This window comes from Dolomitihabitans soli, from assembly GCF_022213955.1.
GTDB classification, from domain to species: Bacteria; Actinomycetota; Actinomycetes; order Streptosporangiales; family Streptosporangiaceae; genus Streptosporangium_A; species Streptosporangium_A soli.
In genome coordinates, this window is sequence record NZ_JAKNTW010000026.1 from 19,468 (window position 1) to 32,972 (window position 13,505).

Genomic DNA, 13,505 nt, shown 5'->3' on the forward strand with positions numbered 1-13,505 from the left:
CATCTCGGCGCTCGCCTACACTCCGTGGCTTGGCTGGCTGTGTAGGCTGACGTGCTGAGCGGCGCGGCCGCAGCATCGCTTGAAGCACCGGCGGCTTGCCGGTTCGATCCCTCATGGAAGGTGGCCCACTGTGGGCGGCAACAACGCGCTTACCTCATTTCTGCCGCTGGTCCTGCTGGTCGTAGTCTTCTACTTCCTGCTGATCCGGCCGCAGCGTAAGCGTCAGCAGGAGCAGGTGCGCATGCAGAGCTCCCTTGCTCCTGGGACGCGCGTCATGACCACCACCGGCCTGTTCGCCACCGTGGTCGCCGTCGACGGCGACGAGGTGGTCCTGGAGATCGCCCCCGGCGTCGAGAGCCGCTGGACCAAGGCCGCGATCGGCCGTGTGGTGACTCCGGTCGCCGACACCCAGGACGCCGACGAGGCCAAGGGTGAGGAGGAAGACGAGCCCGCCGACGGCAAGGAGAACGGCGACGACAAGGGCTCGACCACCAAGCAGTCCTGACTAGGCTGAGAATCCCTAAACCCGAAAGAAACTGACGACCAGTGGCCCGACGACCGACCAGTAGCCCCAGCAGGCCGGGGCGGATGCTCCTGCTGCTCGTGGCCCTCATTCTCGCCATGGGCGGGACGATGCTCCTCCAGCAGTCGTTCGCCCCCCAGTTCGGCCTCGACCTCGCCGGCGGCACGACAGTGACGCTGTCCCCGGTCACGTCGAACGGCCAGCCGCCTTCGCAGGAGAGCCTCGACCTCGCCGTCAACATCATCCGTGACCGGGTCAACGGCAGCGGCATCTCCGACGCCGAGGTCGCCAAGTCCGGCGACAACATCGTGATCTCCGTGCCCGGCGTTGGCCAGGAGGAGGTCGTGGCCCTGGTCGGCACCACCGCGGAGCTCCGCTTCCGCCAGGTGCTCGCGGTCGCCGCGGCCGCGCCCGGCGAGATGCCCACCAACGCGCCGACGCCGTCCGCGACGCCCACCGGCACCGCGAAGGGCACGCCCACCCCGAAGGCCGAGGAGAGCACGGCTCCCACGCCGAAGGAGTCGGCGAAGGTGGGCGACCCGTCGCCCGGCCCGGCGGGCAAGGCGGTCTCCTCAGCGCTGACCAACCCCAGCCCCGCGAACACGCCGTCCCCCTCGGAGAAGTCCGGCGCGAAGGACGAGCCGAAGGACAAGGCGAAGGACAAGGCGACGCCCACGCCCTCCGCCACGCCCACGGCCCAGCCCAGTGAGGATCCGCTGGCCGGCATCGACACCACCGGCATCGACCCGGCGGTGCTCGCGCAGTTCGAGAAGCTCGACTGTCTCAAGAACGACCGTGGCCAGGGCTCGCAGGACGACCCCACCAAGCAGATCGCGGTCTGCGCCAAGGAACGGGACGCCCGCTACATCCTCGACAAGGCGGCCGTCGTCGGCACCGAGATCGCCAGTGCCGACTCGGGCGTCGACTCCACGACCGGCGAGTGGCTGGTCCAGCTCAGCTTCAAGAGCAGCGGCACCGACAAGTGGTCGCAGGTCACCACGACCGCCTTCAACTCGCAGGCGCCGCGCAACCAGGTGGCCATGGTCCTCGACGGCCTGGTGATCTCGGCTCCGGTCATCCAGGAGCCCATCACCGGCGGCCGGGCCCAGATCTCCGGCAGCTTCACCCAGGAGACCGCCGCCGACCTGTCGAACCAGCTCAAGTACGGCGCGCTGCCGCTGAAGTTCGTGCGCAGCTCCATCTCCGAGGTCTCCTCTACGCTCGGCGCCGACCAGCTCAGGGGCGGTCTCATCGCCGGCGGGATCGGCCTGGCCCTGGTGGTGATCTACTCGCTGCTCTACTACCGCGGCCTCGGCATCGTCTCGGTGCTGAGTCTCGGCGTGGCCACGATCATCACCTACGCCGCGGTGGTCATCCTCGGGCACAACGCGGGCTTCCGCCTGTCCCTGCCCCACATCATCGGCCTGGTGGTGTCGATCGGCATCACCGCCGACTCCTTCATCGTCTACTTCGAGCGCATTCGTGATGAGATGAAGGAGGGCAGACGGTCGTTGCGCGTGGCCGTCGAGGTCGCCTGGGTTCGTGCGCGCCGTACGATCCTGATCGCCGACGCGGTGATGTTCATCGCCGCGGTGGTGCTCTACTTCCTGGCGGTGGGAGGTGTGGCCGGGTTCGCGTTCGCGATGGGCCTGACCACCCTCATCGACATCTTGGTGGTGTTCATGTTCACCAAGCCCTTCGTGGCGCTGCTGGCGAAGATGGAGTTCTTCTCCAAGGGGCACAAGCTCTCGGGGCTGGACGCCGAGCGGATGAGCAGCGTTCCCGTCACCACGACCAATCCGCAGGAGGCCTGATATGGGCATCGGTCGCCGCCTATACCGCGGTGAGGTCAATGTCGACTTCGTCGGCCGCCAGAAGCTCTGGTACGGCCTGTCGGCCTTCCTGCTGGTCGTGTCGCTCGGCGGCCTGCTGATCAACGGCCTCAACCTGGGCGTGGAGTTCACCGGCGGCTCGGTCTTCTCCTTCAAAGCCCCGGCGGCCAACATCGAGCAGGTCCGCACGACCTTCGAGGACGAGGGCGTGCACCAGGCGATCGTGCAGACCGCGGGCGACCGCTGGCGGGTCACCACCGAGACCCTGACCGAGCAGCAGGGCACCAATCTGCAGAAGGCCGTGGCGAATGACTACGACCTGCCGCAGAACGAGGTCAACGTCGATCTGATCGGCGCGTCCTGGGGTGGTGAGGTCTCCAACAAGGCCTGGATCGGCCTGGGCGTCTTCATGCTGGCGATCATCCTCTACCTGACGATGGCGTTCGAGTGGAAGATGGCCCTGGCGGCGGTGGTCGCGCTGATCCACGACCTGATCATCACCGCGGGCGTCTACGCGTGGTCGGGATTCGAGGTGACGCCCGCGACCCTGCTGGGCTTCCTGACGATCCTCGGATACTCGCTCTACGACGCGGTCGTCGTGTTCGACATGATCAAGGAGGTCACCGCCAAGCTCGGCACGACCTCCAAACAGACCTACACGCAGGCCGCGAACAACGCGCTGAACCACACGCTGATCCGGTCGCTGAACACCACCCTGGTGGCGATCCTGCCGGTCGCGGCGATCCTGTTCATCGGCACCACGCTGCTCGGCGCGGGCACGCTGAAGGACCTGTCGCTGGCGCTGTTCGTCGGCATGCTGGTCGGCACCTACTCCTCGCTGTGCGTCGCCACGCCACTGCTGGTGACGTTGAAGGAGCGCGAGCCGAAGTACCGGGCCATCGCCAAGCGGCTGGCCAGCCGAGGCCCGGGAGCGAACGACGGGGTGTCCGACAAGCGCGAGCCCGTCGGCGCCGCCAACAGCTCGGCCGGTGAGAAACGCAAGAAGAAGTAGCAAGGTCCGCGCGCCTCCGCCCGCACCGGGCGGAGGCGCTGTCGTCCCACCCCCGATGGGCGGAGCATGAGTGAGCTGAGCACCCTGATCCTCGACCGGATCAGGGACGTCCCCGACTATCCGCAGCCCGGCGTGTTGTTCAAGGACATCACCCCGCTGCTCGCCGACCACGTGGCGTTCTCCGCCGTGGTGGACGAGATCGCCCGGCTGTGCGCGAACGTCGACAAGGTCATCGGCATGGAGGCGCGCGGATTCATTCTGGCCGCGCCGGCCGCCTACCGCGCGGGAGCCGGATTCGTACCTGTGCGTAAAAAGGGTAAACTGCCCGCCGAAACCTTCGAAGCCGCCTACGATCTGGAGTACGGCTCCGCTGTCATCGAGATCCATCGTGACGCGCTCGCTCCCGGAGACCGGGTCCTCATCGTCGACGACGTGCTCGCCACCGGCGGCACCGCGCGCGCTACGGTGGACCTTGTCCGTCAGACGGGAGCCGAGGTGACAGGGGTCGCCGTGTTGATGGAACTGGCCTTCCTCAAGGGCCGAGAGCAGTTGGAAGGCGTCGACCTGCACTCTCTCGTGATCGTCTGATCACCCCCGGGGACGGCCTCTCCAGTTTTCCCCACGGATACACTGAGGGGATCTGGACTCGAACGTGAGGAGTCTGTGTGCCCCGCGATGTGGTCGCGCCAGAGGTATCCGCCGACGGCGGCGTCCCCGAACCGGTCGCCTCCACCGGCGATCCCGGGTCGGCTGCGCCCGGTGACAGACCGGCCGCGCCCAGGCGAAGGCTCTCCCGTTTCGGGGGTGGGGCCATGAACCCGGTGCTCGAGCCACTCTTCAGAACGGTGCGGGCGACGCACCCGAAGGCCGATCTCCGGCTGATCGAGCGTGCCTACGAGGTGGCGGCGCACCATCACCGCGACCAGAAGCGCAAGAGCGGCGACCCGTACATCACCCACCCGCTCGCCGTGACGACGATCCTGGCCGAGCTGGGCACCGACGACGAGACCCTGTGCGCGGCCCTGCTGCACGACACCGTCGAGGACACCGCCTACAGCCTCGACGAGCTGCGCGCCGACTTCGGCGACAACATCGCGCTGCTCGTCGACGGCGTCACCAAGCTCGACAAGGTCAAGTTCGGCGACGCCGCGCAGGCCGAGACCGTCCGCAAGATGGTCGTGGCCATGTCCCGCGACATCCGGGTGCTGGTCATCAAGCTCGCGGACCGGCTGCACAACATGCGCACCATGCGTTATCTCCCCGAGCACAAGCGGGAGCAGAAGTCCCGCGAGACACTGGAGATCTTCGCCCCGCTGGCGCACCGCCTGGGCATGAACACCATCAAGTGGGAGCTGGAGGACCTGGCCTTCGCACTCATCTTCCCCAAGCGGTACGACGAGATCGCGCGGATGGTGTCCGAGCGCGCCCCGCGGCGTGACCTGTTCCTCCAGGAAGTGATCGAGAAGGTCTCCGCCGACCTCCGTGAGGCGAAGATCCGCGCCACGGTCAAGGGCCGCCCGAAGCACTACTACTCGATCTACCAGAAGATGATCGCCAGGGATGTCGCCTTCGACGACATCTACGACCTGGTGGGCATCAGGGTCCTCGTCGACAACGTGCGCGACTGCTACGCGGCACTGGGCACGATCCACGCCAGATGGAACCCGGTCCCCGGCCGGTTCAAGGACTACATCGCGATGCCCAAGTTCAACATGTACCAGTCGTTGCACACGACGGTCATCGGCCCCGAGGGCAAGCCGGTCGAACTGCAGATCCGCACGCACGCGATGCACCACAGGGCCGAGTACGGCGTGGCCGCCCACTGGAAGTACAAGGAGGAGATCTCCGGCACCGGGCAGGCCGGCGCCAAGGTCAAGCCGGGCAGCGACATGGCCTGGCTGCGGCAGCTCCTCGACTGGCAGAAGGAGACCTCCGATCCGGGCGAGTTCCTGGAGTCCCTCAGGTTCGACCTGTCCGTCTCCGAGGTCTACGTGTTCACGCCCCGGGGGCAGGTCATCGCGCTGCCCGAGGGCGGCACCTCGGTCGACTTCGCCTACGCGGTGCACACCGAGGTCGGCCACCGGTGCATCGGCGCGCGCGTCAACGGCCGCCTGGTCCCGCTGGAGTCGCGGCTCGGCAACGGCGACACCGTGGAGATCTTCACCTCCAAGTCGCCCGACGCGGGCCCCTCTCGTGACTGGCTGAAGTTCGTCAAGAGCGGCCGCGCGCGCAACAAGATCCGCCAGTGGTTCTCCAAGGAGCGCCGCGAGACGGCGATCGAGGCCGGCAAGGAGGCGATCGGCCGCGCCATGCGCAAGCAGGGCCTGCCGCTGCAGCGCCTGATGTCCGGCGAGTCGCTGCTGGCTCTGGCCCGAGACCTGCGCTACCCCGATGTGTCCGCGCTCTACGCGGCGGTGGGGGAGAGCCACGTCGCGGCCCAGTCCGTCGTGCAGAAGCTCGTGCAGTCCATCGGGGGCGTCGACAGCGCCGAGGAGGACATCGCCGAGGCGGCCGTCCCCACCCGGCTGCGCGGCCGGCCCCGGGTCGGCGCCAACGCGGGCGTCATGGTCGCGGGCGACCCCGACGTGTGGGTACGGCTCTCGCGCTGCTGCACCCCGGTGCCCGGCGACGACATCGTCGGCTTCGTCACCCGGGGCCACGGCGTCTCGGTGCACCGCGACAACTGCCCCAACGTGGAGCAGCTGAAGACCGAGCCCGACCGGCTGGTGGAGGTGAGCTGGTCACCGGGAGACGACTCCGTCTTCCTGGTGGCGATCCAGGTGGAGGCCCTGGACCGGCCACGTCTGCTCTCCGACGTGACCAGGTCCCTCTCCGACCACCACGTCAACATCCTGTCCGCCTCGGTCGCCACCTCCCGCGACCGGGTCGCCGTCAGCAAGTTCACCTTCGAGATGGGCGACCCCAAGCACCTGGGCCATGTCCTGAAGGGCGTGCGTGGCGTCCAGGGCGTCTACGACGTCTACCGGGTGAACAACTGACTAGGAGAACTCCGCGAGGGTCCTCTCGGCCTCCTGGAGCCAGGAGCGGCGTGCGGTGATGGCCTCCTCGCACTCCTTCACGTCCTTCTCCTTGCCGGCGGCGCTCGCCTTGGCCTGGCGCTTCTCCAACTGCTCGATGGAGCGCAGGAGCTGGTTGACGGTGTCCTGGGCGCGGGCGCGCGCTTCGGGGTTGGACCGCTTCCACTCGGTCTCCTCCGCCTTGCGCACCGCGTCGTCCACCTTGCGCAGCCCGCCCTCCAGCCGGTCGCGCTGCTCCCGGGGGACCATGCCGATGGCCTCCCAGCGCTCCATGATGTGGCGCAGCACGGCCCGGGCGGCCCGGGCGTCGGTCACCGGCAGGATCTTCTCGGCCTCGGCCAGGATGAGCTCCTTGGCCTCGGCGTTCTCCCGAAGGGAGGCGTCCCGCTCGGCGAAGACCGCCGAGCGGGCCTGGAAGAACTGGTCCTGCGCGCCCTTGAACCGGGCCCACAGCTCGTCCTCCGCGTCACGGGAGGCCCGCCCCGCGGCCTTCCACTGGCGCATCAGCTCCCGGTAGGCCGTGGCGGTCTCCCCCCAGTCGGTGGAGTTCGCCAGGGCCTCCGCCTCGGCGACGATGCGGTCCTTGGTCGCGCGGATGCCCTCGCGTTGTTCGTCCAGACCGGCGAAGTACGCCTTGCGCCGCTTGGCGAAAGCCGTACGGGCCGCGGAGAGGCGCTTCCAGAGCGCCGCCTCGGTGACCCGGTCGATGCGCTCGGCGGCCTTCCACTCCTCGACGAGTTCGCGCAGCCGCTCGCCGCCGGACTTCCAGTGCGTGGTGTCGTCGGCGATCCGCTCCGCCTCGCCGACGATGCGCTCCTTCACCGTCCGCGCCTCGGCACGCGCCTGTTCGCGTGCCGCCTTGACCTCCTCGCGGCGCTTGACCACGAGTTCGTCGAGTGATGCCAGCCGGGTGAGGAGGGCCTCCAGGTCTCCCACGGCGTGCGCCTCGGTCACCGCCTCACGCAGTTTGACGATGCCGGCCTCAGCCTGGGCGGGCGGCAGATCAGTGCCGCGCAGGCGCTGTTCCAGCAGCTCCACCTGCGTGGCCAGCTCGTCGTACTTGCGCTGGAAGTAGGCGAGGGCCTCCTCTGGCTCCCCGGCCTGCCAGGACCCGACGGCCCGCTCTCCCTCAGCCGTACGCACGTAGACGGTGCCGTCGTCGTCTACCCGGCCCCACGGGTCGGTGCTCACCGTGTCCTCCCGCACTTCATAGTCTTCTATGGCTATTACGTCAGCTCTTGCCTGAGATTGTCACGTCTTTGATTTGGACGCCCACCTTGGGGGCGGTGTTGTCTGCGAGAAAGCCGCCCTTGGCCACCTTGTCAAGGATGTCCATTCCCTTGGTGACCGTACCGAATGGTGTGTACTGCGGAGGTAGCGACTTGGTCTCATCGCCGTAGATGAGGAAGAACTGGCTGCCGTTGGTGTTCGGTCCGCTGTTGGCCATGGCGACGACGCCCTTGCCGTACTCCATCCCGCCGAGGTTCTCGTCGGCGAAGGTGTAGCCGGGGCCGCCCTGGCCGTCGGTGGTGCCCTTGCCGTCGGCCTTGGCCAGCGGGTCGCCGCACTGCAGGATCGCCAGGCCGCCCGCGCCGGGGGTCACCAGCCGGTGACACTTGGTGCCGTCGAAGAAGTTCTTCCCGGCCAGGAAGGCGAACGAGTTGACGGTGCACGGGGCCTTCATCGGCTCCATGTCGACAACGATCTCGCCCTGGCTGGTGTCGAACGTCATCCGCTCGGCCTTCAGGTCCGGCTTGGCCGGCGGGGTGCCGACCTTCTTCGCCGGGCCGCCCTTGGCGTCCGCCGGATAGGAACAGCTCACCTTGGTGGCGTCGATCGGGGTGGGCTGGACCGTCGGCGGCTGACTCGCCGAGGGGACCGCGGACGGACTGGCCGACGCGTCGGTCGGGGAGTCGCTCCCGGTGAGCCAGGTGGTCACGGCCACCACCCCGCCGATCACGACCAGGACGCCCACCGTGGAGCCGATGACGGCCGTACGCTTGGCCCTGGCCTCGCGTTCTGCCCGGCGCTGCATCTGCCGCTCGTAGTGCTCACGCGCCAGCTGTTTCTGGCGCTCCTTGCCGGTTGCCACTGCCGTCCACCCTCCGAGTGTCCGCTTATGAACTAACTGAGGTGGGCGAATCGTATCGGCCAACGGGTAATGGTTCGCAGCCCGGCGACCCGCACCGGTACCCTTCGGTTACATTCCCATCCGCATTCTTGACGAGATCAACTGAGGCAGATGCTGATCGCCGGCTTCCCCGCAGGGTCCTTCCAGGCCAACTGTTACGTCGTCGCGCCCGCCGCCGGCGAGGAGTGCGTGATCGTCGATCCGGGGCAGGACGCGGTCGACGGCCTCGACGACCTGCTGCGCGAGCACCGGCTGAAGCCGGTCGCGGTGCTGGCCACGCACGGCCACATCGACCACGTCTGGTCGGTGGCGCCGGTGTGCGGGGCGCGTGACGTCCCGGCGTGGATCCACCCGGAGGACCGTCACCTGCTGAGCGATCCCGCCGCGGGCTGGGGTGTGACGTCCGCGCAGCTCTTCGGCGGAATCACGCTGTCGGAGCCCGACGACGTCAGGGAGCTCGTCGACGGCGCGGTGCTCGATCTCGCGGGCCTCTCGCTCACCGTCGACCACACCCCTGGCCATACCCGGGGGTCGGTGACGTTCAGGCTGGCGGACGAGCACGTGATGTTCTCCGGAGACCTGTTGTTCGCCGGCTCCATCGGCCGCGCCGACCTGCCCGGCGGCGACTACCCGACGATCCTGCGCAGCCTGGCCGACAGGTGCCTGCCGCTGCCGGACGAGACGGTCGTGCTGCCCGGCCACGGACCACAGACCACGATCGGCCACGAGCGCGCCACGAATCCCTACCTGAGGGAAGCCGCGCCGTACGCCGGTCCCACCAGGGGAATCTGAGAGAGAATGAGCTTTCAAGCGCCGAAGGGCGTCAAGGAGTACATCCCGCCGCAGGCCGAGGTCTACCAGGCGATCCGCCGCCGGTTCGCGGAGGCCGTCGGCCGCGCCGGCTACGGCTACCTGGAGACCGCCGTCTTCGAGGACACCCAGCTGTTCGCCCGCGGTGTGGGCGAGTCCACCGACGTGGTGAGCAAGGAGATGTACACCTTCACCGACCGCGGCGGCAGATCGCTGACGCTGCGCCCGGAGTTCACCGCGGGCGTCGTGCGCGCGGTCCTGGAGTACGGCCTGCACCGCGGGCAACTGCCGGTGAAAGTCTGGACCGAGGGGCCCGTCTTCCGCGCCGAGGCGCCCCAGGAGGGCCGCTACCGGCAGTTCTATCAGCTCGACCTGGAGGCGATCGGCAGCGAGGATCCGGCGGTCGACGTCGAGACGATCGCCGTCGCCTGGGGGTGGTACGCCTCGCTCGGCCTCACCCGGGTGCGCCTGCTGCTCAACTCGCTGGGGTGCAGGGAGTGCCGCCCGATCTACCGTGCGCGGCTGCAGGAGTTCCTGCGCGGGCTCGACCTCGACGAGGCGACGAGGGCGCGGATCGAGATCAATCCGTTGCGCGTGCTCGACGACAAGCGCCCCGAGGTGCAGCGGCAGGTCGAGAACGCGCCGCTGATCGGCGACCACCTGTGCGCCGGCTGCAAGTCCTACCACGACCGGGTCCGCGAGCTGCTCGGCGACCTGTCGATCCCCTGGGAGGACAGCCCCAGACTGGTCCGCGGCCTCGACTACTACACGCGCACGGCCTTCGAGTTCGACCACCCGCTGCTCGGCGCCCAGTCCGGCATCGGCGGGGGAGGACGCTACGACGGCCTGTCCGAGGCCATCGGCGGGCCCGCGCTGCCGGGCATCGGCTTCGGCCTCGGGCTCGACCGCACGATGATCGCCCTGGCGCGCGAGGGCGTGGAGCTCACCGTTCCGCCACGCTGCCAGGTGTACGGCGTGCCGCTGGGCGAGGACGCCGCACGCCGGATGTTCTCGCTGGTCGCCGGGCTCCGGGCGGAGGGGATCGCCGCCGACATGGCGTACGGCGGCAAGGGGCTCAAGGGCGCGATGAAGGGCGCCGACCGTTCGGGAGCGAGGTTCGCGCTGATCCTGGGCGAGCGAGATCTCCAGGCGCACGCCGTACAACTGAAGGACCTGACCACCGCAGAGCAGACCGAGGTGCCGCTGGCCCAGGTCGCAGACGTCTTGAAGGGGAAACTCTCGTGATCCGCACGCACACAGCCGGGTCGCTCCGCAAGGAGCACTCGGGGCAGCAGGTGACGCTGGCCGGATGGGTGGCACGCCGTCGTGACCACGGCGGCGTCGTCTTCATCGACCTGCGCGACGCCTCGGGGTCGGCCCAGGTCGTCTTCCGGGAGGAGGACGACGCGCACGGCCTGCGCTCCGAGTACTGCGTGCGGGTCGTCGGCGAGGTGCGGGCGCGCCCCGAGGGCAACGAGAACCCCGAGCTGCCCACCGGCCAGATCGAGGTCGTGGCGACCGAGGTCGAGGTGCTGAGCGAGGCGGCGCCGCTGCCTTTCCCGATCGAGGGCGGGGGCGAGATCTCCGAGGAGGTCCGGCTCAAGTACCGCTACCTCGACATCCGCCGCCAGCAGGTGGCCGAGGCGATGCGGATCCGCTCCAAGGCGACCTACCTGGTCAACCAGGTGATGGACGAGAACGGCTTCACCTACCTGGAGACGCCGACGCTGACCAGGTCCACCCCCGAGGGGGCGCGCGACTTCCTGGTGCCGGTCCGTCTCCAGCCGGGCAGCTGGTACGCCCTGCCCCAGTCGCCGCAGCTCTTCAAGCAACTCCTCATGGTGTCCGGCCTGGAGCGTTACTACCAGCTCGCCAAGTGCTACCGCGACGAGGACCTGCGCGCCGACCGGCAGCCCGAGTTCACCCAGATCGACATCGAGATGTCCTTCGTGGACGAGGACGACGTGATCGCGCTGGGCGAGGCGGTCATCGGGCGGCTCTGGAAGGAGATCGCCGGCTACGAGCTGCCCACCCCGCTGCCCCGCATGCCGTACGCCGAGGCGATGGCCCGCTACGGGTCCGACAAGCCCGACCTGCGGTTCGGCTGTGAGCTGACCGACATGACCGGCTACTTCGCCGGCACCTCCTTCCGGGTCTTCCAGGCCGAGCACGTCGGCGCGGTCGTCATGCCCGGCGGCGCCGCGCAGACGCGCAAGGAGCTCGACGGCTGGCAGGAGTGGGCCAAGGCCCGCGGCGCCAGGGGCCTCGCCTACGTGCTGATGCAGGCGGACGGCACGTTCGGCGGCCCGGTGGCCAAGAACCTCTCGCAGCAGGAGCTCGACGGCCTGGCGGCCAAGACCGGGGCGGCCCCCGGCGACGCCGTCTTCTTCGCCGCCGGGACCACGGACTCCGCGCGCGATCTGCTCGGCGCGGCCCGCCTGGAGATCGGGCGGCGCTGCGACCTGATCGACGAGTCGCTGTGGTCCTTCCTCTGGGTCGTCGACGCGCCGATGTTCGAGCGCGACGGCGACGGCGGCTGGACCGCGGTCCACCACCCCTTCACCGGCCCCAAGCCGGAGTGGGCCGAAAACTTCCAGGACCACCCGGGCGAGGCGCTCGCCTACGCCTACGACATGGTCTGCAACGGCATGGAGCTCGGCGGCGGCTCGATCCGTATCCACCGCGCCGAGATGCAGCAGCGGGTCTTCGACGTGCTCGGCATCTCCAAGCATGAGGCGGAGAGCAAGTTCGGCTTCCTGCTCGAGGCGTTCAAGTACGGCCCGCCGCCGCACGGAGGCATCGCCTACGGCTTCGACCGGGTCTGCATGCTGCTGGCGGGCGGCGAGTCGATCCGCGACGTGATCGCCTTCCCGAAGACCGCCTCCGGCTTCGACCCGCTGACCGGCGCGCCCACTCCGATCACCGGCGACCAGCGCAAGGAGGCGGGCGTCGACGCCAAGCCCAAGTCCTGACACGAACACGTACGGCCACCGCCCGCGAGGCGGTGGCCGTACGTGTTCTCGGATCGGCGGGAGTGACCTGTGACCCTGGTCACACCGGCGTCGGGGTCACTTGGTGGAGAGCCGCACGTCCTTGATGATCACGGGGATCTTCGGCGCGTGCGAGCCGCCGTCACCCGTCGCGTCCGCCTTGTTGATGATCGCGCCGCCCTCGGCCACCTTGTCGAGGACCTCCATCCCCTTGGAGATCGTGCCGAACGGCGTGAAGGCGGCCTCCTGGTCGAGCTGGGTGTTGTCGTCGCCGAAGGAGAGGGCGAACTGACTGCCGTTCTGGTTGGAGGCCTCGGGCGCCTGGGCCATGAAGACCGTGCCGCGCCGGTAGGACATCCCGCCCAGGTTCTCGTCGTCGAAGACGTAGCCGGAGCTGCCCTGGCCGTCGGTCACGTTCTTGCCGTCGGCCTTGGCCTGCGGGTCACCGCACTGCAACATCGCCAGGCCCGAGTTGTCGGGCACGGCGAGGCGGTGGCACTTGGTGCCGTCGTAGAAGTTCTTCTTGGCCAGGAAGGCGAAGGAGTTGACCGTGCAGGGGGCCGCCTTGGTGGCCAGGTCGATCACGATGTCGCCCTGGCTGGTGGCCAGCGTCATTGTCTTCCACCTCAGGCTGGGCTTCGCCGGGGGCCTGCCCACGTCCTTGGCGGGACTGGCGCTGGTGTCATCCCGGTAGTCGCACCTGCCGGCGGCCGGCTTCAGCTTGCTGCTCGGCAGGGCCGTCGGCGTCGCCTCCGCCGTGGTGGAGGGGGCCGCGCTTGGGGTGGCCGCGGCATCGGTGCTCTTGTCGGCGCCGCCGAGCAGAGTCGTCGCCGCGATGATGCCGCCCACCACGACCACGACCCCGACCCCCGCCCCGAGCGCGATGTTGCGCTTGGACTTGGCCGCCTGCCGCTCCTCGGCGGCTCGCCGAGCCTGTCGCTCCTTGTGCTCCTGCGCCAGTTCGCTCTGACGGTCCTCGCCGCTCACCGCTATTTCCTCCAGGCATACCGATTCATGACTTTAACTCGGCGAATCGTACCGGCCTCGGCGTGTGAAGGACGTAAGTGACGTAATCAGGCCAACGGGGCGTAGGGGAAAGACGCCCGCCGTCCGCTACCGTGCGAGATCCACTACTCGGAACCCCGTCGCGTCCCGATCCGTAGTAGTGA

The 13,505-nt window shown here is 68.9% G+C and carries 11 protein-coding genes; 8 read left to right on the forward strand and 3 right to left on the reverse strand.

Annotation, left to right across the window (positions count from 1 at the left end; translation table 11 throughout):
• Positions 1-130: 130 nt before the first annotated feature.
• The 5 genes from yajC (at position 131) to MBA17_RS36790 (ending at position 6,366) form a co-directional block, all read left to right on the forward strand.
• Positions 131-505: a preprotein translocase subunit YajC gene (gene yajC / locus MBA17_RS36770; protein ID WP_238502156.1), complete on the forward strand. Its 375-nt coding sequence runs from the start codon at positions 131-133 to the stop codon at positions 503-505.
• Positions 506-588: 83 nt separating this feature from the next.
• A complete protein-coding gene (gene secD, locus MBA17_RS36775) occupies positions 589-2,337 on the forward strand; it encodes a protein translocase subunit SecD (RefSeq protein WP_238502158.1) in 1,749 nt (582 codons plus the stop codon).
• Between the two features lies 1 nt (position 2,338).
• Complete coding sequence (gene secF, locus MBA17_RS36780; protein WP_238502160.1) at positions 2,339-3,367, forward strand: protein translocase subunit SecF; 1,029 nt, start codon at positions 2,339-2,341, stop codon at positions 3,365-3,367.
• A gap of 66 nt (positions 3,368-3,433) precedes the next feature.
• Positions 3,434-3,955, forward strand: a complete 522-nt coding sequence (locus MBA17_RS36785; protein ID WP_238502162.1) for an adenine phosphoribosyltransferase — start codon at positions 3,434-3,436, stop codon at positions 3,953-3,955.
• A 224-nt stretch (positions 3,956-4,179) separates the two neighbouring features.
• Positions 4,180-6,366 carry a RelA/SpoT family protein gene (locus MBA17_RS36790; RefSeq protein ID WP_238502164.1) on the forward strand — a complete coding sequence of 729 codons (2,187 nt, stop codon included), beginning with the start codon at positions 4,180-4,182 and terminating at the stop codon, positions 6,364-6,366.
• Here MBA17_RS36790 and MBA17_RS36795 read toward each other — a convergent pair whose 3' ends face one another.
• Positions 6,367-7,596 (reverse strand): DUF349 domain-containing protein, encoded by a 1,230-nt coding sequence (locus MBA17_RS36795; RefSeq protein ID WP_238502165.1) that lies wholly within the window; start codon positions 7,594-7,596, stop codon positions 6,367-6,369.
• A gap of 40 nt (positions 7,597-7,636) precedes the next feature.
• Positions 7,637-8,497, reverse strand: a complete 861-nt coding sequence (locus tag MBA17_RS36800; RefSeq protein WP_238502166.1) for a peptidylprolyl isomerase — start codon at positions 8,495-8,497, stop codon at positions 7,637-7,639.
• A 150-nt stretch (positions 8,498-8,647) separates the two neighbouring features.
• On the opposite strand from MBA17_RS36800, the gene MBA17_RS36805 reads away from it, so the two are divergent.
• The 3 genes from MBA17_RS36805 to aspS are packed head-to-tail and all read left to right on the forward strand — an operon-like array spanning position 8,648 to position 12,318.
• Entirely contained in the window at positions 8,648-9,328 is a 681-nt protein-coding gene (locus MBA17_RS36805; RefSeq protein WP_238502167.1) for an MBL fold metallo-hydrolase, read from the forward strand.
• A gap of 6 nt (positions 9,329-9,334) precedes the next feature.
• The gene (gene hisS, locus MBA17_RS36810) at positions 9,335-10,591 is read left to right on the forward strand and encodes a histidine--tRNA ligase (protein ID WP_238502168.1); all 1,257 of its coding nucleotides are present in this window, start codon (positions 9,335-9,337) and stop codon (positions 10,589-10,591) included.
• Complete coding sequence (gene aspS, locus MBA17_RS36815) at positions 10,588-12,318, forward strand: aspartate--tRNA ligase (RefSeq protein ID WP_238502169.1); 1,731 nt, start codon at positions 10,588-10,590, stop codon at positions 12,316-12,318. Before hisS ends, aspS begins: the two co-directional genes overlap by 4 nt.
• 96 nt (positions 12,319-12,414) lie before the next feature.
• Here aspS and MBA17_RS36820 read toward each other — a convergent pair whose 3' ends face one another.
• Entirely contained in the window at positions 12,415-13,323 is a 909-nt protein-coding gene (locus tag MBA17_RS36820) for a peptidylprolyl isomerase (RefSeq protein ID WP_238502170.1), read from the reverse strand.
• Positions 13,324-13,505 lie beyond the last annotated feature (182 nt).